The organism is Streptococcus sp. CF10-1 (genome assembly GCF_024295825.1).
GTDB lineage: Bacteria > Bacillota > Bacilli > Lactobacillales > Streptococcaceae > Streptococcus.
The window spans coordinates 175,426-197,414 of record NZ_JANCPQ010000002.1; the positions used below are offsets into that span (position 1 = coordinate 175,426).

Annotated in this window: 20 protein-coding genes; 16 read left to right on the plus strand and 4 right to left on the minus strand. The window is 42.3% G+C overall.

Features of this window, described 5'->3' with window-relative positions:
- The first annotated feature begins 88 nt into the window (after positions 1–88).
- From NMM25_RS03240 to NMM25_RS03255, 4 genes are all read left to right on the plus strand, one after another.
- Entirely contained in the window at positions 89–829 is a 741-nt protein-coding gene (locus NMM25_RS03240) for a DeoR/GlpR family DNA-binding transcription regulator (protein WP_254735949.1), read from the plus strand.
- Positions 826–1,737: a 1-phosphofructokinase gene (gene pfkB, locus NMM25_RS03245; RefSeq protein ID WP_254735950.1), complete on the plus strand. Its 912-nt coding sequence runs from the start codon at positions 826–828 to the stop codon at positions 1,735–1,737. Before NMM25_RS03240 ends, pfkB begins: the two co-directional genes overlap by 4 nt.
- Positions 1,734–3,674 carry a fructose-specific PTS transporter subunit EIIC gene (locus NMM25_RS03250; RefSeq protein ID WP_254735951.1) on the plus strand — a complete coding sequence of 647 codons (1,941 nt, stop codon included), beginning with the start codon at positions 1,734–1,736 and terminating at the stop codon, positions 3,672–3,674. Before pfkB ends, NMM25_RS03250 begins: the two co-directional genes overlap by 4 nt.
- Positions 3,675–3,759: 85 nt before the next feature.
- The gene (locus NMM25_RS03255; RefSeq protein ID WP_368406751.1) at positions 3,760–6,066 is read left to right on the plus strand and encodes a DNA translocase FtsK; all 2,307 of its coding nucleotides are present in this window, start codon (positions 3,760–3,762) and stop codon (positions 6,064–6,066) included.
- 44 nt (positions 6,067–6,110) lie between these two features.
- Here NMM25_RS03255 and NMM25_RS03260 read toward each other — a convergent pair whose 3' ends face one another.
- Complete coding sequence (locus NMM25_RS03260) at positions 6,111–6,536, minus strand: DUF6556 family protein (protein WP_254735953.1); 426 nt, start codon at positions 6,534–6,536, stop codon at positions 6,111–6,113.
- Positions 6,537–6,673: 137 nt separating this feature from the next.
- Between NMM25_RS03260 and NMM25_RS03265 the strand changes: the two genes are divergently transcribed.
- The 9 genes from NMM25_RS03265 (at position 6,674) to NMM25_RS03305 (ending at position 15,649) form a co-directional block, all read left to right on the plus strand.
- Positions 6,674–7,816 (plus strand): cysteine desulfurase family protein, encoded by a 1,143-nt coding sequence (locus tag NMM25_RS03265; RefSeq protein WP_254735954.1) that lies wholly within the window; start codon positions 6,674–6,676, stop codon positions 7,814–7,816.
- An 8-nt stretch (positions 7,817–7,824) separates the two neighbouring features.
- Positions 7,825–9,039, plus strand: a complete 1,215-nt coding sequence (gene thiI, locus NMM25_RS03270) for a tRNA uracil 4-sulfurtransferase ThiI (RefSeq protein ID WP_254735955.1) — start codon at positions 7,825–7,827, stop codon at positions 9,037–9,039.
- 136 nt (positions 9,040–9,175) lie between these two features.
- On the plus strand, positions 9,176–10,000 hold the full coding sequence (locus tag NMM25_RS03275; protein WP_254735956.1) for an alpha/beta hydrolase: 825 nt from the start codon (positions 9,176–9,178) through the stop codon (positions 9,998–10,000).
- Between the two features lie 20 nt (positions 10,001–10,020).
- A complete protein-coding gene (locus NMM25_RS03280) occupies positions 10,021–10,761 on the plus strand; it encodes an esterase family protein (RefSeq protein WP_254735957.1) in 741 nt (246 codons plus the stop codon).
- A gap of 12 nt (positions 10,762–10,773) precedes the next feature.
- Complete coding sequence (locus NMM25_RS03285) at positions 10,774–11,940, plus strand: acetyl-CoA carboxylase biotin carboxylase subunit family protein (RefSeq protein WP_254735958.1); 1,167 nt, start codon at positions 10,774–10,776, stop codon at positions 11,938–11,940.
- 156 nt (positions 11,941–12,096) lie between these two features.
- Positions 12,097–12,966 carry an aquaglyceroporin Gla gene (gene gla, locus NMM25_RS03290; RefSeq protein ID WP_084867013.1) on the plus strand — a complete coding sequence of 290 codons (870 nt, stop codon included), beginning with the start codon at positions 12,097–12,099 and terminating at the stop codon, positions 12,964–12,966.
- A 111-nt stretch (positions 12,967–13,077) separates the two neighbouring features.
- On the plus strand, positions 13,078–13,803 hold the full coding sequence (locus NMM25_RS03295) for a CppA N-terminal domain-containing protein (RefSeq protein ID WP_084867015.1): 726 nt from the start codon (positions 13,078–13,080) through the stop codon (positions 13,801–13,803).
- Positions 13,800–14,735: a serine hydrolase domain-containing protein gene (locus NMM25_RS03300; protein WP_254735959.1), complete on the plus strand. Its 936-nt coding sequence runs from the start codon at positions 13,800–13,802 to the stop codon at positions 14,733–14,735. Before NMM25_RS03295 ends, NMM25_RS03300 begins: the two co-directional genes overlap by 4 nt.
- Positions 14,736–14,743: 8 nt before the next feature.
- Positions 14,744–15,649, plus strand: a complete 906-nt coding sequence (locus NMM25_RS03305; RefSeq protein WP_254735960.1) for a DMT family transporter — start codon at positions 14,744–14,746, stop codon at positions 15,647–15,649.
- A 44-nt stretch (positions 15,650–15,693) separates the two neighbouring features.
- Here NMM25_RS03305 and NMM25_RS03310 read toward each other — a convergent pair whose 3' ends face one another.
- Together NMM25_RS03310 and rsmG are read right to left on the minus strand one after the other, a co-directional pair.
- Positions 15,694–16,977 (minus strand): uracil-xanthine permease family protein, encoded by a 1,284-nt coding sequence (locus NMM25_RS03310; protein ID WP_000808290.1) that lies wholly within the window; start codon positions 16,975–16,977, stop codon positions 15,694–15,696.
- Positions 16,978–17,231: 254 nt separating this feature from the next.
- Positions 17,232–17,945, minus strand: coding sequence for a 16S rRNA (guanine(527)-N(7))-methyltransferase RsmG (gene rsmG / locus NMM25_RS03315; protein WP_254735961.1), 714 nt, complete (start codon positions 17,943–17,945; stop codon positions 17,232–17,234).
- A gap of 93 nt (positions 17,946–18,038) precedes the next feature.
- Here rsmG and NMM25_RS03320 point away from each other — a divergent pair, with 93 nt between their 5' ends.
- The 3 genes from NMM25_RS03320 (at position 18,039) to NMM25_RS03330 (ending at position 20,148) form a co-directional block, all read left to right on the plus strand.
- Positions 18,039–18,599, plus strand: a complete 561-nt coding sequence (locus NMM25_RS03320; RefSeq protein ID WP_000219838.1) for a LemA family protein — start codon at positions 18,039–18,041, stop codon at positions 18,597–18,599.
- Between the two features lies 1 nt (position 18,600).
- Positions 18,601–19,500 (plus strand): zinc metalloprotease HtpX, encoded by a 900-nt coding sequence (gene htpX / locus NMM25_RS03325; protein ID WP_254735962.1) that lies wholly within the window; start codon positions 18,601–18,603, stop codon positions 19,498–19,500.
- A 114-nt stretch (positions 19,501–19,614) separates the two neighbouring features.
- Positions 19,615–20,148, plus strand: coding sequence for a CPBP family intramembrane glutamic endopeptidase (locus NMM25_RS03330; RefSeq protein WP_254735963.1), 534 nt, complete (start codon positions 19,615–19,617; stop codon positions 20,146–20,148).
- A gap of 245 nt (positions 20,149–20,393) precedes the next feature.
- On the opposite strand, the gene NMM25_RS03335 is transcribed toward NMM25_RS03330, so the two are convergent.
- The gene (locus NMM25_RS03335) at positions 20,394–21,953 is read right to left on the minus strand and encodes an ATP-binding cassette domain-containing protein (protein WP_254735964.1); all 1,560 of its coding nucleotides are present in this window, start codon (positions 21,951–21,953) and stop codon (positions 20,394–20,396) included.
- Positions 21,954–21,989 lie beyond the last annotated feature (36 nt).

The window sequence follows — 21,989 nt, forward strand, 5'->3', positions numbered from 1 at the left end:
GAATTTGAAAGAAAATGATAAAAAATGCTTGACTTTGGTAGAGAATGTGCTAGAATGAATAGTGTAAACGATGACAGGAGGTGATTTGGTGTTAAAAACTGAGCGGAAGCAACTGATTTTAGAGGAGTTAAATCAACATCATGTAGTTTCCCTAGAAAAATTGGTCAGTCTATTAGAAACATCAGAATCAACGGTACGAAGAGATTTGGATGAGTTGGAGGCGGAAAACAAGCTTCGCCGTGTGCATGGAGGAGCAGAATTGCCCCACTCCTTGCAGGAAGAAGAAACCATCCAAGAAAAATCTGTCAAAAACCTTCAAGAGAAGAAGCTACTGGCTCAAAAAGCAGTCTCTCTTATTAAGGAACAAGATGTTATCTTTATTGATGCTGGAACGACAACTGCTTTTTTAATCAAGGAATTGGTTAATAAGAATATTACAGTTGTGACCAACTCCATTCACCATGCGGTTCAGTTGGTTGAAAAACAGATTCCAACTGTCATGGTTGGAGGAAGTGTCAAGACGGCGACAGATGCTAGTATCGGGGGCGTTGCTCTTAACCAAATCAATCAATTGCACTTTGACCGTGCCTTTATCGGGATGAATGGTGTAGATGATGGCTATTATACGACTCCTGATATGGAGGAGGGAGCCGTTAAGCGTGCTATTTTAGAGAATGCCAAACAAACCTATGTCTTGGCCGATTCGTCTAAGATTGGTCAGACTTGCTTTGCCAAGGTAGCACCTCTCAAACGCGCTATTGTCATCACAAGTCAAGGGCATGAGCTCTTGCAGGCCATTAAGAAGAAAACGGAGGTAATAGAAGTATGATTTATACAGTCACACTCAATCCGTCTATTGACTATATCGTGCGCTTGGACCAAGTTCAAGTCGGCAGTGTCAATCGTATGGACAGTGATGATAAGTTTGCTGGTGGGAAAGGAATCAATGTCAGTCGTGTCTTGAAACGCTTGGATATTCCAAATACAGCGACGGGATTTATCGGAGGATTTACTGGTAAATTTATCACAGATACTCTGGCAGAAGAGGAAATCGAAACACGTTTTGTCCAAGTAGCAGAAGATACTCGTATCAATGTTAAAATCAAAGCAGACCAAGAAACAGAAATCAATGGAACGGGTCCAAATGTTGAACCAGAGCAACTTGAAGAGTTAAAAGCCATTCTTTCAAGTCTGACAGCAGAAGATACGGTTGTGTTTGCGGGTTCGAGTGCTAAGAACCTAGGCAATGTTATCTACAAGGATTTGATTGCTTTGACACGCCAGACTGGTGCGCAAGTGGTTTGTGACTTTGAAGGACAGACATTGATTGATAGTTTGGACTATCAGCCACTTTTGGTTAAACCAAACAATCACGAACTTGGAGCTATCTTTGGAGTGAAACTTGAAAGTTTAGATGAAATCGAGAAATATGCTCGAGAATTGTTGGCTAAAGGTGCTCAAAACGTTATCATCTCTATGGCTGGGGACGGTGCCCTCCTTGTCACATCTGAAGGAGCTTACTTCGCTAAACCAATCAAAGGAACGGTCAAAAATTCTGTCGGAGCTGGCGATTCTATGGTCGCTGGATTTACAGGTGAATTTGTCAAATCAAAAGACGCAGTAGAAGCCTTCAAATGGGGAGTGGCTTGCGGAACGGCAACGACCTTCTCGGATGACTTGGCAACAGCAGAATTTATTAAAGAAACATATGAAAAAGTTGAGGTAGAAAAACGATGAAAATTCAAGACCTATTGAGAAAAGATGTCATGTTGCTAGATTTGCAGGCAACTGAAAAAATTGCTGTCATCGAGGAGATGATTAAAAGCTTGACTGAACACGGTTATGTGACAGATTTTGAAACATTTAAAGAAGGCATTTTGGCGCGTGAAGCTCTGACCTCTACAGGTTTGGGTGATGGAATCGCAATGCCTCACAGCAAAAACGCGGCTGTAAAAGAAGCGACAGTTCTCTTTGCCAAGTCAAATAAGGGTGTTGACTACGAGAGCTTGGATGGGCAACCAACTGACCTTTTCTTTATGATTGCAGCTCCAGAAGGTGCCAATGACACCCACTTGGCAGCCTTGGCAGAATTGTCTCAATACTTGATGAAAGACGGATTTGCTGACAAACTTCGTCAAGCAACATCAGCTGACCAAGTTATCGAACTTTTTGACCAAGCTTCAGAAAAAACTGAAGAGCCGGTTCAAGCACCTACCAATGACTCTGATGACTTTATCGTTGCTGTTACAGCTTGTACGACAGGTATTGCCGCCCAAGAAGCCCTTCAAAAAGTGGCTGCTGAAATGGGTGTTGGAATTAAGGTCGAAACCAACGGTGCTAGCGGTGTTGGTAACCAACTAACTGCGGAAGACATTCGTAAGGCTAAAGCTGTTATCATCGCTGCAGACAAGGCGGTTGAGATGGATCGTTTCGATGGCAAACCATTGATCAATCGTCCGGTTGCTGACGGGATCCGTAAAACAGAAGAGTTGATTAACTTGGCTCTTTCAGGAGAAGCGGAAGTCTACCGTGCCACTAATGGTGCAAAAGCTGCAACAGCAAGCAACGAAAAACAAAGCCTTGGTGGTGCCTTCTACAAACACTTGATGAGTGGTGTATCTCAAATGTTGCCATTCGTTATAGGTGGTGGTATCATGATTGCCCTTGCCTTCTTGATTGACGGTGCTTTGGGTGTTCCAAATGAAAATCTTGGTAATCTTGGTTCTTATCATGAGTTAGCTTCTATGTTCATGAAAATTGGTGGTGCAGCCTTTGGCTTGATGCTCCCAGTCTTTGCAGGTTATGTTGCCTACTCTATCGCTGAAAAACCAGGTTTGGTAGCAGGTTTCGTGGCTGGTGCTATTGCCAAAGAAGGTTTTGCCTTTGGTAAAATCCCTTATGCAGCAGGTGGTGAAGCAACATCAACTCTTGCAGGTGTCTCATCTGGTTTCCTAGGTGCCCTTGTAGGTGGATTTATCGCAGGTGCTTTGGTTCTTGCTATCAAGAAATACGTTAAAGTTCCTCGATCACTTGAAGGTGCTAAATCAATCCTTCTATTGCCACTTCTTGGAACAATCTTGACTGGATTTGTCATGCTAGCTGTTAACATCCCAATGGCAGCAATCAACACTGCTATGAATGACTTCCTAGGCGGTCTTGGAGGAGGTTCAGCTGTCCTTCTTGGTATCGTTCTTGGAGGAATGATGGCTGTTGATATGGGTGGACCAGTTAATAAAGCAGCCTATGTCTTTGGTACAGGTACGCTTGCAGCGACTGTTTCTTCAGGTGGTTCTGTGGCTATGGCAGCAGTTATGGCTGGAGGAATGGTGCCCCCACTTGCAATCTTTGTTGCCACTCTTCTCTTTAAAGACAAATTTACTAAGGAAGAACGCAACTCTGGTTTGACAAACATCATCATGGGCTTGTCATTTATCACTGAGGGAGCGATTCCGTTTGGTGCAGCTGACCCAGCTCGTGCGATCCCAAGCTTCATCCTTGGTTCAGCAGTAGCAGGTGGACTCGTTGGTCTTACTGGTATCAAACTCATGGCGCCACACGGAGGAATCTTCGTTATCGCCCTTACTTCTAATGCTCTCCTTTACCTCGTTTCTGTCTTAGTAGGAGCAATTGTAAGTGGTGTGGTCTATGGTTACCTACGCAAACCACAAGCATAAAAAATAGAAAAATGAAAAGATTGTACCGTTTGGTGCAGTCTTTTTCTCTTTCCGAAATGCCTGTGAAATATGGTATAATAGAAGAATGGCAAACAAGAATACTACAAAAACAAGACGGAGACCGTCTAAAGCAGAACTTGAAAGAAAACAGGCTATCCAGAGGATGTTGATCTCTTTAGGAATTGCCTTGTTATTGATTATTGCAGCCCTCAAACTCGGCGCGGCAGGTGTCACACTTTACAATCTCATTCGACTGGTGGTCGGAAGTTTGGCCTATGTGGCCATTGGTGCCCTCCTCATTTATCTCTTTCTATTTAAATGGATACGTAAGCAAGAAGGACTTCTGTCAGGATTTCTCTGTATCTTCGCTGGCTTACTCTTGATTTTTGAGGCCTACTTGGTTTGGAAATATGGTTTGGAGCAATCAGTTCTAAAAGGGACCCTGTCTCAAGTTATGACGGACTTGACTGGTATGCGAGTAACTAGCTTCGCCGGTGGAGGCTTGCTTGGTGTTGGACTCTATATCCCCATATCCTTTCTTTTCTCCAATATCGGATCGTACTTTATTGGAGTTCTCTTGATTCTAGTTGGGGCACTCTTAGTTAGTCCTTGGTCTATTTACGATGTCGCAGCCTTTATTGGAGCTCAGTTTAGATCCTTCATGGAAAAACAGGAACAGAGAAAACAGGAACGCTTCATCAAGAGAGAAGAAGAGAAGGCTCGTCAAGAAGCTGAAGAAGCAGCCAGAATTCAGAGAGAACAAGAAGAACAGGATGCATTACCGTTTCCTCCTGTAGATCCTGAAACGGGAGAAATCTTATCGGAAGCACCAGACTACGATCTTCCTCCAATTCCTGAGGAGGAATGGATCGAACCGGAGATTATCTTCCCTCAAACTGACGTTGAAGTTCCAGATGTGGAAGAAGACTTTGAGGATGAAGAGGTGCAGGTTGATTTTTCTGCCAAAGAAGCCCTCGAATATAAACTACCAAGCTTGCAACTCTTTGCGCCAGATAAACCCAAAGACCAGTCCAAGGAAAAGAAGATTGTTCGAGAAAATATCAAAATCCTAGAAGAAACCTTTGCCAGCTTTGGTATCAAGGTAACGGTGGAACGGGCTGAAATCGGTCCATCTGTTACAAAATATGAAGTCAAGCCAGCCGTTGGTGTACGGGTTAACCGCATTTCCAATCTGGCTGACGACTTAGCGCTAGCTCTAGCTGCCAAGGATGTTCGGATTGAGGCCCCAATACCTGGTAAATCCTTAGTCGGGATTGAGGTTCCTAACTCTGAAATTGCGACCGTTTCCTTCCGTGAGCTCTGGGAACAGTCTCAGACTAAACCAGAAAATCTCCTCGAAATCCCTCTAGGTAAGGCTGTCAATGGCATTGCTCGCACCTTTGACCTTTCCAAGATGCCCCACCTACTGGTTGCAGGTTCGACGGGATCAGGGAAGTCAGTCGCAGTTAACGGTATTATCGCTAGCATTCTTATGAAAGCAAGACCTGACCAGGTCAAGTTTATGATGGTGGATCCAAAGATGGTTGAGTTATCGGTGTACAATGACATTCCTCACCTCTTGATTCCAGTTGTGACCAATCCACGCAAGGCCAGCAAGGCTCTGCAAAAGGTTGTGGATGAGATGGAAAACCGTTATGAACTCTTTGCTAAGGTTGGTGTGCGAAATATCGCTGGTTACAATGCTAAGGTCGAGGAATATAATAGCCAATCTGAGTATAAACAAGTACCCCTGCCTTTGATTGTTGTCATTGTAGATGAGTTGGCAGACCTCATGATGGTGGCTAGCAAGGAAGTGGAAGATGCTATCATTCGTCTCGGACAGAAGGCGCGTGCGGCAGGGATTCACATGATTCTCGCAACGCAACGTCCATCGGTTGATGTCATTTCTGGTCTCATTAAAGCCAATGTCCCATCTCGTGTGGCTTTTGCAGTTTCATCAGGTACAGATTCACGAACCATCTTGGATGAGAATGGAGCAGAAAAATTGCTTGGTCGAGGAGACATGCTCTTTAAACCAATTGATGAAAATCACCCAGTCCGTCTACAAGGCTCCTTTATTTCGGATGATGATGTTGAACGCATCGTAAACTTCATCAAGGCTCAGGCGGATGCGGACTATGATGAAAGCTTTGACCCAGGAGATGTCCCTGAAAATGAAGGAGATTTTTCTGATGGTGAAGCTGGTGGTGATCCGCTTTTTGAAGAAGCTAAGGCTTTGGTTATCGAAACCCAGAAAGCCAGTGCCTCTATGATTCAGCGTCGTTTGTCAGTTGGATTTAACCGTGCGACCCGCCTGATGGAAGAACTCGAAATGGCAGGTGTCATCGGTCCAGCTGAGGGAACCAAACCACGAAAAGTATTGCAACAATAAAAAAATAACTTCTTTCCAAATTTGGAAAGAAGTTATTTTTGTGATTACTGGTTTGTTTTAGTTTCAGAACTCGTCGTATTTGACTGTGTTCCATTATCGCTTGTTTCTTTATTTGTAGCTGGTGTAGAAGAGTCCTGAGTTGTTGTTTTCTGTTCTTCTTTTTTCTCCTCTTTTTTACTGGATTGAGAAGTTTCTTCTTGCGGAGTATTTTCTTTAGTAGAAGTGTTGTCCTTGTTAGGTGTAGTATTTTCCTGAGGGGCTTCCTTTTGAATTTCCTTGACAACAGTTGTTTGGGTTGTCGTCGGTTCTTTTTTGTTGTTTTTGTTATTATCCATAGCGTTCATGATGGTAATAGTAGCGGTGATGAGGCCAAGGATACTACCGATGGTAGCAATCGTTTTTTGAAAGACAGTAAATCCCTTTTTGATGTGTTCTGTTTTTGGTTTTGAAGTTCTACGATAGTTAGACATGATACTCTCCTTTAATTATGATTTATTATACCTCATTTCTTTAAAAAAATCTTAAAAAAAGAGAAACCTCCCTTTCTTGTCGCAGGTCTCTTTTCGTGATACAATAGAAGGAGTGATTTTAGAAAGCGTGAGAAAACATGATCTACTTTGATAATTCGGCGACAACCAAGCCTTATCCTGAAGCACTTGAAACTTACATGCAGGTCGCTTCAAAAATTGTAGGAAATCCGTCTAGTCTCCATCGTTTGGGAGATCAGGCAACACGAATTTTAGATGCTTCCCGGCAGCAAATTGCAGATTTGATTGGAAAGAAGAGTGATGAAATCTTCTTTACCTCAGGTGGTACAGAAGGAGATAACTGGGTCATCAAGGGGGTGGCCTTTGAAAAAGCCCAGTTTGGTGTGCACATCATCGTATCAGCTATTGAACATCCAGCAGTCAAGGAATCAGCCCTTTGGCTTAAAACTCAAGGGTTTGAGATAGATTTTGCTCCAGTTGATGAGAAAGGATTTGTGGATGTTGAAGCATTAGCAGATTTGATACGTCCTGATACGACTCTCGTCTCCATCATGGCAGTTAACAACGAAATTGGCTCTATCCAGCCTATTGAGGCTATTTCGAAACTGTTAGCAGATAAGCCGACCATTTCCTTCCATGTTGATGCGGTTCAGGCACTCGCTAAGATTTCGACTGAAAACTATCTGACAGATCGAGTGGATTTTGCGACCTTCTCGAGTCATAAGTTTCATGGTGTCAGAGGTGTTGGATTTGTCTATATCAAGTCTGGTAAGAGGATCATGCCTCTTTTAACAGGTGGCGGTCAAGAGGGAGACTATCGTTCGACAACTGAAAATGTGGCAGGGATTGCAGCGACAGCCAAAGCTCTCCGTTTATCTATGGAAAAGTTAGATATCTTTGCTAGTAAGACAGGGCAGATGAAGGCAGTCATTCGTCAAGCCCTTCTAGATTATCCAGATATTTTTGTCTTTTCAGATGAGGAAGACTTTGCCCCTCATATCCTGACTTTTGGGATTAAGGGGGTTCGTGGTGAAGTCATCGTTCACGCCTTTGAAGACTATGATATTTTCATTTCCACAACCTCTGCTTGTTCGTCCAAGGCAGGAAAACCTGCGGGGACCTTGATTGCCATGGGAGTGGACAAGGATAAGGCCCAGTCAGCTGTGCGTCTAAGCCTAGACCTGGAAAATGATATGAGTCAAGTCGAGCAGTTTTTGACCAAGCTAAAATTAATTTACAATCAAACTAGAAAAGTAAGATAGGAGCATTTATGCAGTATTCAGAAATTATGATTCGCTATGGAGAATTGTCAACCAAGCACAAAAATCGTATGCGTTTCATCAATAAACTTCGTAATAATATTTCAGACGTTTTGTCTAACTATCCTCAAGTTAAGGTAACCGCAGATCGCGACCGAGCCCACGCTTACCTGAATGGAGCTGACTATACAGCAGTAGCAGAATCGCTCAAACAAGTATTTGGGATTCAAAATTTTTCTCCTGTGTATAAGGTTGAAAAATCTGTAGAAGTTCTAAAGTCTTCTGTCCAAGAGATTATGAAGGAAATCTACAAGGAAGGGATGACCTTTAAAATCACTAGTAAGCGTAGCGACCACAATTTTGAATTGGACAGTCGTGAACTCAATCAAACTCTTGGTGGAGCTGTTTTCGAGGCTATTCCAAACGTGCAAGCTCAGATGAAAAATCCAGATATTAATCTTCAGGTTGAGATTCGTGAGGAGGCTGCCTATCTTTCCTATGAAACTTTTCGTGGAGCAGGAGGATTACCTGTGGGAAGTTCTGGTAAAGGCATGCTCATGTTGTCAGGAGGAATTGATTCACCTGTGGCAGGTTATCTAGCTCTTAAACGTGGGGTAGATATTGAGGCGGTTCACTTTGCCAGTCCGCCATACACGAGTCCTGGTGCTCTTAAAAAAGCCCAAGATTTGACCCGCAAATTGACTAAATTTGGGGGCAATATTCAGTTTATCGAGGTTCCTTTCACTGAAATTCAAGAAGAAATCAAGGCTAAGGCGCCAGAAGCCTACCTCATGACCTTGACCCGTCGTTTTATGATGCGCATTACCGACCGTATTCGTGAGATACGAAAAGGTTTAATTATTATCAATGGGGAAAGTCTTGGTCAAGTAGCCAGCCAGACCTTGGAAAGCATGCAGACTATCAACGCTGTGACCAGCACTCCAGTCATTCGTCCCGTGGTTACCATGGACAAGTTGGAAATCATTGACATCGCGCAGGAAATCGATACTTTTGAAATTTCAATCCAGCCTTTTGAAGACTGCTGTACTATTTTTGCGCCTGACCGTCCTAAGACCAATCCTAAGATAGAGAATGCTGAGCAGTATGAAAAACGCATGGATGTTGAAGGATTGGTTGAGCGAGCAGTGGCAGGGATTATGATCACTAAGATCACACCTCAAGCTGAAAAAGATGCTGTCGATGAGTTAATTGATAATCTCCTCTAATCAGAAAAACCAGAAGAATTTAGAATATTAAATGAAAAAAGTTAGTTATTTATCCTTAAAATGGACAATTACTGACTTTTTTTCTATTTTTGTGGTATAATGAGATAAAATTTTGAATATAGAGAGTTTTCTGACAATGAATCATTCCTACTTTTACTTAAAAATGAAAGAACACAAACTCAAGGTTCCTTATACAGGAAAGGAGCGTCGTGTGCGTGTTCTTCTACCTAAGGACTACGAGAAAGACACAGACCGTTTTTACCCTGTTGTTTACTTTCATGACGGGCAAAATGTCTTTTACAGCAAGGAGTCCTATATCGGACACTCTTGGAAAATTATTCCAGCCATTAAGCGAAATCCTGACATCAGTCGCATGATTGTTGTAGCCATCGACAATGATGGTATGGGACGGATGAATGAGTACGCAGCTTGGAAGTTTCAAGAATCTCCTATTCCAGGGCAGCAGTTTGGCGGTAAGGGTGTGGAGTATGCCGAATTTGTCATGGAGGTGGTCAAGCCTTTTATCGATGAAACCTATCGTACCAAAGCTGATCGCCAGCATACGGCTATGATTGGTTCGTCTCTAGGAGGCAATATTACCCAGTTTATCGGACTAGAGTACCAAGAACGAATTGGTTGTCTAGGTGTCTTCTCATCTGCTAACTGGCTTCACCAAGAAGCCTTTAACCGCTATATCGAGCGCAAGAAATTGTCGCCTGAACAGCGCATTTTCATCTATGTAGGAACGGAAGAGGCGGATGATACGGATAAGACTTTGATGGCTGGCAATATCAAGCAAGCCTATATCGACTCGTCGCTTCGCTATTATCATGATTTAATTGCGGGTGGGGTGCACTTGGACAATCTTGTTTTGAAAGTTCAGTCTGGAGCCATCCATAGTGAGATTCCATGGTCGGAAAATTTACCAGACTGCCTCCGATTTTTTGCAGAGAAATGGTAAGTTAAGAAAGGAGAAAGCCAATGCATATTGAAAACCTCAGCCACTGGAGTGGTCACCTCAACCGTGAAATGTACCTCAACCGTTATGGACATGCTGGAATTCCAGTTGTTGTTTTTGCTTCATCTGGTGGCAGTCACAACGAATATTATGATTTTGGCATGATTGATGTCTGTGCTTCCTTTATCGAGGAAGGCCGTGTTCAGTTCTTTACCCTATCCAGTGTGGATAGTGAGAGCTGGTTAGCTACTTGGAAAAATAGTCATGACCAAGCGGAGATGCATCGTGCTTACGAACGCTATGTGATTGAGGAGGCTATTCCTTTTATCAAGCACAAGACAGGTTGGTTTGACGGTATGATGACAACTGGTTGCTCCATGGGGGCCTACCATGCACTCAATTTCTTCCTCCAGCATCCAGATGTCTTTACCAAAGTGATTGCTCTCAGCGGCGTTTACGACGCACGTTTCTTTGTCGGCGATTACTACAATGACGATGCCATTTATCAAAACTCGCCTGTAGACTATATCTGGAATCAGAATGACGGATGGTTTATCGATCGTTACCGTCAGGCAGAAATCGTCGTCTGTACGGGACTTGGTGCTTGGGAACAAGACGGTCTACCATCTTTCTACAAGCTTAAAGAAGCCTTTGACCAGAAACAAATTCCAGCCTGGTTTGCTGAATGGGGATATGATGTCGCCCACGACTGGGAATGGTGGCGTAAACAAATGCCCTATTTTCTTGGACACCTGTATCTATAAAAGGAGTTGCCTATGAATTACCTTGTTATCTCCCCCTACTATCCGCAAAACTTCCAACAGTTTACTATTGAACTAGCTAATAACGGCATCACCGTTTTGGGAATTGGTCAGGAGCCTTACGAACAACTAGATGAACCTTTGCGCAATAGTCTGACCGAGTATTTTCGTGTGGACAATCTTGAGAACATAGACGAAGTCAAACGTGCAGTAGCTTTTCTTTTCTACAAGCATGGACCAATCGACCGCATCGAGTCCCACAATGAATACTGGCTTGAACTGGACGCAACACTCAGAGAGCAATTCAATGTCTTTGGAGCCAAACCGGAGGATCTCAAAAAGACGAAATATAAGTCTGAGATGAAGAAACTTTTCAAAAAAGCAGGTGTCCCTGTGGTACCTGGAGCTGTTATCCAGACAGAAGCAGACGTGGACCAAGCAGTTGAGACGATTGGTCTACCAATGATTGCTAAACCTGACAATGGAGTGGGAGCAGCAGCAACCTTTAAGCTTGAGACAGAAGAAGATGTAAATCACTTTAAGGCTGAATGGGATCATTCAACCGTGTATTTCTTTGAAAAATTTGTTACTTCTAGCGAAATCTGTACTTTTGACGGACTTGTGGACAAGGATGGCAACATCGTCTTTTCAACGACTTTCGATTATGCCCATACACCACTTGATCTCATGATTTATAAGATGGACAATTCCTACTATGTGCTTAAGGATATGGATCCAAAACTGCGCAAGTATGGTGAGGCCATTGTCAAGGAATTTAGTATGAAAGAGCGCTTTTTCCATATCGAGTTTTTCCGTGACGGGGATGACTACATTGCCATTGAGTACAATAACCGTCCTGCAGGTGGCTTTACCATTGATGTTTATAACTTTGCTCACTCCTTGGACCTCTACCGAGGTTATGCAGCTATTGTCGCAGGTGAAGAGTTCCCAGCATCAGAGGTTGAACCACAATACTGTTTAGCTACATCACGTCGTACCAATGCAAACTATGTCTATTCAGAAGAGGACTTACTTGCCAAATACAGCCAGCAGTTCAAGGTTAAAAAAATCATGCCAGCAGCCTTTGCAGAACTACAAGGGGACTACCTTTATATGCTGACCACTCCGAGTCGCCAAGAGATGGAGCAGATGATTGCAGACTTTGGTCAGCGTCAAGAGTAACGAAAAGGATGAAGGGAGTTTGACTTCTTTTGTCCTTTTCTTAAAGATAAGTTAAATAAAGCGTTTTCCATAGATTCTTTTAGAAAATCTGTTGCTAAAAGGTTTAAAAATTGATAGAATAAGGATTGTCTAAAAAAATTAAGGAGAATCTATCAAATGGATTTTACATGGGCTATTAAATATGCCACTGAATTTTTGGGAACTGCCATTTTGGTCATTCTTGGTAATGGTGCAGTTGCTAACGTTGAACTTAAAGGTACGAAAGGTCACCAAAGTGGCTGGCTCGTTATCGCGGTTGGTTACGGTATGGGGGTTATGATCCCAGCCTTGATGTTCGGTAATGTATCTGGTAACCACATCAACCCAGCTTTCACACTTGGACTTGCTGTGAGTGGACTTTTCCCTTGGGAACAAGTACCATATTATATCCTTGCGCAAGTTTTAGGAGCGATTTTTGGTCAAGCTATGGTTGTGGCAACTCACCGTCCTTACTACTTGAAAACAGAGAATTCTAATAACATTTTGGGTACTTTCTCAACGATTTCAAGTGTTGATCACGGTACAAAAGAATCACGTTTCGCAGCAAGTGTAAATGGTTTTATCAATGAGTTTGTCGGCTCGTTTATTTTGTTCTTTGCAGCCCTAGGAATGACTAAAAACTTTTTTGGTGCAGAAGTAATGCAATACATGAAGCAAATGGCAACGCAGGCTAATCAAACAGTTGACTTCTCTGAATTAGCTATCAAAGCTCAAATAGCACCACACACAGCAGCAGGTCTTTCAGTAGCTCATTTAGGACTTGGTTTCCTAGTAATGGCCTTGGTAACTTCACTCGGTGGACCTACTGGACCTGGTTTGAACCCAGCTCGTGACTTTGGACCACGTCTTCTTCACGAACTCCTTCCAAAATCAGTTCTTGGTCAACACAAGGGTGATTCAAAATGGTGGTATGCTTGGGTTCCAGTTGTAGCTCCAATTGCAGCGGGTATTGCAGCAGTAGCACTATTCAAACTACTTTACCTATAAGAAACGAAACTGGGTTTCCCCAGTTTTTTTCTTGGGAAATTTTCTAATTTAAACAAATATGGCTTGTAAAATATTCTAAAATCCTTTAAAATAAAATAGTTGGAGGAATTTATGGATGTGAATGAGATTGTTCGGATCATTCCGACTTTGAAAGTTAATAATCGAAAATTAAATGAGATATTTTACATTGAAACTCTGGGGATGAAACCCTTATTAGAAGAGTCTGCCTTTCTTTCATTAGGCGACCAGACGGGTACGGAGAGATTGATTTTAGAAGAAGCTCCAAGCATGCGAACTCGTAGAGTTGAAGGACTTAAGAAGCTAGCTAGACTCTTGATAAAGGTTGAGGATCCTTCTGAAATCGAGACCCTTCTTTCTCAAATGAAGTCTCTTCCTCGCTTGTTTAAAGGAAGTCGTGGATATGCTTTTGAGATTGTTTCTCCTGAAGAGGATGTGATCCTTGTTCATGCAGAAAATGATATAAGAGATTTAATTCCACTGGAAACTGTTCCTGAATTTTATTCAAATACAGGTATAAAATACTTGAGCCAATTTGAGGTTTCTATGGAGTTGCGTTTGCCTGAAGGAACAGAGAGTTTACTTGATCCTGAAGGAGTAGCGCCAGCAATCACCTTTACGAAAGGGCAAGGACCAGATTTGGCTGTTGAGAACAATGTCACTTGGGACGTGACGATGTTGAAATTTTTAGTAAGAAATTTTGATCGAACCAGTCTTCGTCAGAAATTTGAAAAGACAGGCTACTTTGTCCCTAAGTCTGAAAAATTCTTCCTTGGTAAAGATACCAATAACATTGAATTGTGGTTTGAAGAAGCATGAAGTGGGAAAAAATTCTAAGAAAAATAGAAAATCAAATCGAGGCAGGGATTTATCCCGGGGCCTCTTTTGCGTATTATAAGGATGGTGAATGGAAAGAGTCTTATCTGGGATTGAGTGATCCAGAACTGGGCTTAAAGACGGAGAGCGGTTTGGTTTATGATCTGGCTAGTGTGAGTAAGGTCGTTGGAGTGGGGACGGTTCTTATCTTCTTGTGGCAGCAGGGCAAATTAGATATTGATCGACCGGTGACGGATTTTTTACCGGAGTGTGATTATCTTGATATCACTATACGGCAACTTTTGACCCATGCTACAGATTTAGACCCCTTTATTCCCAACCGAGACAAGTTAAGTGCAGAGGAATTGAGAGAAGCCATGTTTCACCTCAACAGACGAAATCAGCCAGCCTTCCTATACTCGGACGTTCACTTTTTACTCTTGGGTTTTCTTTTGGAAAAAATCTTTAACCAAGATTTGGATCAGATTATAGAAGAACAAGTTTTGGGACCATGGGGGATGAAGGAAACGATGTTTGGTCCTGTTGAGCAAGCTGTACCAACAGTGAGAGGAGTAGAGGCCGGAATCATTCACGATCCTAAAGCCCGTCTATTAGGGAAACACGCTGGAAGTGCTGGTTTGTTTTCGACTGTTAAGGATTTGCAGATCTTTCTGGAACATTACTTGAAAGATGAGTTTGCTGCAGAATTGAGCCGAAATTTTTCTCCTTTAGATGATAAGGAGCGTTCTCTAGCCTGGAATCTGGAAGGAGCTTGGCTCGACCATACGGGCTATACAGGTACCTTTATCATGTGGAATCGGGAGAAGCAGGAGGCGGCTATCTTTTTATCCAATCGAACGTATGAGAAGGATGAGCGTGCCCAGTGGATAGTCGATCGAAACCAAGTCATGGAAATGATTCGTCAAGGGGAGTAGGGAGAAGAATGTCAAAAACCGTAAAAGGAACTCTGTATACAGTAGTGGCAGGGATTGCTTGGGGCTTGTCAGGAACCAGTGGTCAATACCTGATGGCACACGGGATTTCCGCTCTAGTCTTGACCAATTTGCGACTTATCATTGCAGGCTTGGCATTGGTGTTCTTATCCTACGTGACTGCAAAGTATAAACTCCTTTCTTTTTTAAAGGACAGAAAAAGCCTTTTATCTCTGCTGTTATTTGCCCTGTTTGGACTTTTCTTAAATCAGTTTGCCTATCTTTCTGCCATTCAGGAAACCAATGCTGGAACGGCGACAGTTCTCCAGTATGTATGCCCCGTTGGGATTTTAGTTTATACTTGTATCAAGGACAAGGTAGCTCCGACTCTAGCTGAGATTATTTCGATTGGATTGGCTATAGGAGGAACTTTTCTGATCGCGACGCATGGGAAAGTTGACCAGTTGTCTGTCACACCCCTAGGCCTGTTCTGGGGCCTCTTTTCAGCCTTGACCTATGCCCTCTATATTATCCTTCCCATCGCTTTGATTAAGAAGTGGGGCAGTATTTCGGTGATTGGTGTCGGGATGGTTATTTCTGGTGTAGTGGCTATTCCTTTCACAGGAGTCTTACAGGCTAGCATACCAACCAGCTTAGATTTTCTCTTTGCATTTGCTGGGATTATCATCATCGGAACGGTCTTTGCCTATACAGCTTTCCTAAAGGGAGCTAGTTTGATAGGCCCTGTTAAGTCTAGTTTATTAGCTTCCATAGAGCCAATTTCTGCCGTTTTCTTTGCCTTTCTGATTATGAAGGAACAGTTTTATGCGATTGATTTTGTCGGTATGGCTATGATTTTACTAGCCGTGACCATTATTTCATTGAAAGATTTACTGTTGGAAATAAAGAGTAAGTAACTAAAAAATCCACTCAATCGAGTGGATTTTTTGTGTATAGATGATTAGTCTTTATTTTCGTGTGGCAAGATCAAGTTTAAGATAATTCCTGTCATGGCTGATAGAGCAGTACCTGAAAGTGTAACTGGGCCAAGTTTGAGGATAGCTCCACCAAGTCCAAGTACCAACATGGCACTGGCGATGATGAGGTTACGCATTTGACTGAAGTCAACGCGTTCTTTAATCAAAACTTTTAGACCGTTGCTGGCGATAACTCCGTAGAGAAGGATGGACATGCCACCAAGCACAGCATTTGGAATGGTTGAAATCAAGGCAGTGAATTTACCTAGGAAGCTAAGAGCAATGGCGATGAAGGCCGCGTTACGGATAACAGAGACAGAAGCGATACGAGTCATCCCGATGACCCCTGTATTTTCTCCGTAAGTCGTATTAGCTGGTCCACCTAGGAAGGCTGATACAGATGTCGCGATACCGTCACCGAGAAGCGTACGGTGAAGTCCCGGTTCTTTTAGGAATTGACGGCCACAGATTTGGCTCAAAACTGTGTGGTCTCCGATGTGTTCTGAAATTGTTACGATAGCGATAGGCAAGATAGCAATGGTTTCAGGACCAAAGTATAAGTTGTACTCTTTAAAGGCACCACCAGTGCTAAATGGCAAGTAGAAACCAGGAATTTCAAACCAATTGGCTTGAAGGACTGGGGTAAAGTCAACCAAACCAAGCATCATAGCGAAGATATACCCACCGATGATGGCGAAGAGGAAAGGAATGATACGAAGGAAACCTTTTCCTTTTGTATTGATAAAAGCGGCAATCAAGAACGTCACGACAGCTACAAGAGCGTTTTTCCAGTTTCCGTCTGCTACGAGTCCAGCATTCGTTACAGCAGAACCAGCAAGACCAAGACCGATAACGATAATCATAGGTCCGATAATGATTGGTGGCAAGAGTTTATCAATCCATTTCGTACCTGCAAAACGAACACTTGCTGCTACAAGGACATAGACCAAACCAGTCAAGATAACTCCAGTTTGGGCAGCAGAGACATCGCCTCCCATTTCTTTCATGGCTAGAGACATAGCTGTGATAAAGGCGAATGAAGAACCTAGATAAACTGGAACCTTAAAGCCAGTAGAAATCATGTAGATAAGTGTTCCAATACCGGATGCAAAGAGAGCAACCGATACGGGCATTCCCAAAATTAAGGGAACGAGAATGGTTGCACCAAACATGGCAAATACGTGCTGGAAGCTTAGAAGAATTCCTTTACCAACAGAAGGACGTTGATCAACGTCTAGTAACAAGTCAACAGTTGATTCCTGTTTCATAAAAACCTCACTTTTGGGCACCAAAAAAGAGCCCATTATTTTGCAGCAATAGGCCCTCAGAGTAAGACTTTTTAAAAAATAGTTATCTTTTAAAAATTTATATAAATCTGCGCCTTCGTCACCTCACAGGATGACATTAAAAACCTTTGCTTAGGATAGTATAGCAGAAAAAATTCGTTTTGTAAACGAATTTTTCCCGAGCCCAGAAATGCGAGAGCGAGGCAGATTTGTAAATAATTTTTTTACTAAAAAAATTAAAGTGGGCGTTTGTTTGGCATGCCAGCTTTTCTTGGGTACTTGTTAGGTGTTTCTTTTTTCTTTTCGACGACTGTGATGTAGCGCGGATCTCCATTTGGCAGGGCATAGCTGAGGTTGTCCTCTACCTTGCTAAAGAGGAGGTTGAGAGCGTTCTTGGCTTCCAGCAATTCCTCAGGGGCATTGCTGGCCTTGAGTGCCAAGAGTTTTCCGCCAACTTTAAGATAGGGGATGGTCAACTCAGATAAGATCTGCATACGGGCAACCGCACGAGCCGTCACCATATCAAACTGAGCACGGAATTTCTTGTCTTGGGCAAAGTCTTCTGCCCGTCCATGGTAGAAGTGAACACCGTCCAAATCCAGCTCCTGAGCCAAAAGCTGAAGGAAGTTGATGCGCTTATTGAGCGAATCAATAATGGTCACCTCCAACTGAGGATAGAGGATTTTCATGGGTAGACTAGGAAATCCTGCCCCAGCCCCGATATCAAGAAGTTTGATAGTTTCATTTGAAATCAAGCCTTGCAGAATGGGTGCAATCGAATCATAAAAATGTTTGAGATAAACTTCTTCTTTGTCTGTAATAGCGGTCAGGTTAATCTTTTCATTCCACTCGACCAAGAGTTCAAAATACCGTTCAAATTGGTTCTTTTGCTGGTCCGAAAGTGGAAGATTTTGCTCAGCTAGTAGGCTGTAAAATGTTTCTGGTTTCATAGTAGTTTCCTTCTCTAGTATCATCTTATTTTACCATATTCGTTAAAATTTTGATATACTGGTAGTAATCTAAAAGCAGAAAGGAATAAGATTATGACTTGGATTATTCTTGGAGTTTTGGCTCTGATTGTTATTTTTGTGATTGTTAGCTATAACGGTTTGGTTAAAAATCGTATGCAGACCAAGGAGGCTTGGAGCCAGATAGATGTTCAGTTGAAGCGTCGTAATGATCTCCTCCCAAACTTGATTGAAACAGTCAAAGGCTATGCGAAATATGAAGGTTCTACCTTGGAAAAAGTAACAGAACTTCGTAGACAAGTAGCCGCAGCAACTTCACCGGCAGAAGCTATGAAGGCTAGTGATGCCCTTACCCGCCAGATTTCTGGTATCTTTGCAGTAGCAGAGAATTACCCAGACTTGAAAGCTAGTGCTAACTTTATCAAATTGCAAGAAGAGTTGACCAATACAGAAAATAAAATTTCTTACTCTCGTCAACTCTACAACAGTGTTGTCAGCAACTACAATGTAAAACTTGAAAGTTTCCCAAGCAACATCATCGCGGGACTATTTGGCTTTAAAGCTGCAGACTTCCTTCAAACACCTGAAGAGGAAAAGGCAGTTCCTAAAGTTGACTTTAGCGGTTTAGGTGACTAAGATGTTGTTTGATCAAATTGCGAGCAATAAACGAAAAACCTGGATTTTGTTGCTGGTTTTCTTCCTACTCTTGGCCTTGGTTGGTTATGCGGTTGGCTATCTCTTCATGCGCTCAGGTCTTGGTGGCATGATTATTGCCTTGATTATTGGTCTTATCTACGCTCTGACCATGATCTTTCAATCGACAGAGATTGTCATGTCTATGAATGGGGCACGTGAGGTTGATGAGCAAACAGCTCCAGACCTCTACCATGTAGTAGAAGATATGGCTATGGTGGCTCAGATTCCCATGCCGCGTGTTTTCATCATTGAGGATTCTTCTTTAAATGCCTTTGCAACAGGTTCAAACCCGCAGAATGCAGCTGTCGCAGCAACTTCGGGTCTCCTGGCTATCATGAATCGTGAGGAGCTAGAAGCTGTTATGGGGCATGAGGTCAGTCATATCCGAAACTACGATATCCGCATTTCGACTATTGCGGTCGCCCTTGCCAGTGCCATCACCCTTCTGTCTAGTATGGCAGGACGGATGATGTGGTGGGGTGGCCCTGGTCGAAGACGGAGCGATAATGATCGTGATGGAAATGGTTTGGAGATTATCATGCTTATCATCTCTCTCTTAGCCATTGTTCTAGCACCTCTCGCAGCAACCTTGGTGCAATTAGCTATTTCCCGTCAGAGGGAATTCCTGGCGGATGCATCCAGTGTGGAGCTGACCCGCAATCCTCAAGGGATGATCAATGCACTGCTTAAATTGGACAATAGCGAGCCGATGCATCAACATGTTGACGATGCCAGCAGCGCACTTTATATCAATGATCCTAAGAAAGGTGGCGGACTTCAAAAACTCTTTTATACCCACCCATCTATCTCAGAACGAATCGAACGCTTGAAACACATGTAAACAAAATCCAGAGAAATCTCTCTGGATTTTTTTGCTTTTAGAATCTCGCTTTTAACTTGTTATCTCACTAAAAAATAGCATAATATATGTAATTCTATATAATTGAGGTGAATGATGTATAAGCGCTGGATGACGTCTTTCTTGATTTTGATTTTTATGCCAATTCATTTGAGTATAGCAGAGAAAATCATGCGAATAAATTCATTAACGCTATCTATCCTTTTTACACTTGTTGAACTTGCAATATTTTTATATGTAGGAAAAAAGTATGACTTGTTTCACATTCGAAAAATCTGTCTAAAAGATATTTTAAAATGTTTTCTTTCATACGCCTTGCTTTTCCTATTTTATATTTTGGTCAATTTTTTAGGCCCTACCCAATCAGACACAACTCAAGCTGTGCACAGTTTATCACTTTTATGGTCTGTACTTTTTGTGGATCTCTGTGTTTTGGCACCTGTCACGGAAGAAATCTTTATGAGAGGTATGTTACAGGGGATAGTATTTAAGAATACATATTTTGGCTTGTTTGCCACATCGCTTCTCTTTGCTTATCTGCATGGTCCCTATACCATTCCTAGCTTTATCACCTATTTAGGTATGGGATTTGCATTTGGGATAAGGTATAAGACTTCTGACAACCTATGAATTCCATTCTTTTGCATGTCCTCAATAATCTGGTTGCATTTCGCTTTTTGTATATGAGATAATGTCATATTAGAATGCTTTGAGCTGTAAAAAAATGATTTCTAGCTTATACAATTGAAACAAAAGCCAGTCCATAATCTGTCAGATTGATGATGCCAGCAGCGCTCTTTATATCAATGATCTTAAGAAAGGCGTATGTAAAAAAATCCAGAGAAATCTCTCTGGATTTTTGCTATGTTCAACATTTATAAATCTTGTAAATCAACAACTTCCAAACCATTTTCTGTCAAACGATAGATACTCGTACAGACCTCTTTTAAGAAGCGTCTGTCATGCGAAACAGTGATCAGACCGCCGGGATAGGAGGCAAAGAGTTTTCTGATTTCGGGTTGAGAAGTGGGAGAAAAGTTTCGTGTGGGCTCATCTAGAAGGAGAAAGTTTGGCTTGCGCAGTACTAAATCTAACAGAAGGAGTTTACCTTGTTGCCCGCCAGATAGGGAGCGTATTTGGTGGTGCATCTCTGGATAGCTGAAATTGAGACTGGCTAGGTGAGATTGGATTTTCTGTAGTTCCTCTTTTCGTCCAGTTTGACTGAGGTAGGCTATTGGAGATAAATCCAATTGCAGTTTTTTATGGTAATCTTGTGGCATAAAACCAAGCGAAATCTCTCTTTTGGCGCTGAGCAGTTGTTGAAACTTGGCTAACAGAGTTGATTTCCCAACACCATTTGGCCCGATGATACCGATTTTATCTTGGCCACGGACCGTTAGTTGTAACCCCTGAGCTAAAACGCGCTCTCCAATGGACAAATTTTCCTTTTCCAGTTGGATTAAGACTTTAGAAGCCGGTAATGGTTGGATATCTGAAAAGAAAAGTTGGATTTGTTCCTCGTCAAGTGGCTTTTGGGTCATGGACTGGGCTTCCTTTTCAAAGCGTTTTTCTTGAGAGAGTACATTTTTCATCTTTTTAGCCAATAGGCGCCCAACAACATCATTTTTAGTATTTCGCAAAGCATTTTCTACATTCTGCTTAACGCGACGATGTTTTTCCATGGTTTTATTATAGGCTCTCTGGTCGTTAGCAGCTTGCTGGCTTTGTCTGGCAAAATTAGCCTTTCTCTGCTCACTATAGCGATTATAGTCTAAATGCTCGACTAGCGTTTCTGCTTCTTTCCGATGCTTGACCAGTCGCAAGTGGACAATAGTATCTGCCGTTTGAGAAAGAAAGTCTTCATCATGGGAAATGAAAATAACGGTTTGCCTAATCTTTCGAATTTGACCTTTTAGCCAATCAACCGTCTCAAGGTCTAGGTCATTTGAAGGTTCATCTAAAAATAGAATCTCAAAGGGTTTTGCCAACTCATGGATGAACTGAATTTTCAAAGCTTCGCCCCCTGATAGACTGCCAATTTCTTGGTTGCTAGCAAAACGGTCGCTATCAAAGTGCAACTCCTCAGCCAAACGATAAAGAATGCTGTAGTCTAAATCAGCAGAATCCAAAAAGAAGTAGTCGTGTAGAGTCCTATTTTTCAGAATCTCGGGGAGTTTTTGAGGTATGTAGGCCAGTGATTGAAGGTCAGACTGAATGTCGCCCTTGATAGTAAAATCAGGTAATGCTTCCCCCATTAAAGCCCGTAGCAAGGTTGATTTGCCATTTCCTTCTTCGCCAATAATAGCAACCTTTTCCCCGTCTTGGATAGTCATGCTTAAGTCAGATACAAGGTCTCGTAAATCTTTGTTTTGTGTGATGGTTAGATGATTGATTTTTATCATATTGTTGCCCTTTCTAGAATGTCCATAATGCATAACAAAAAGCTCTACTTTATCTAGTAGAGCCCAAAG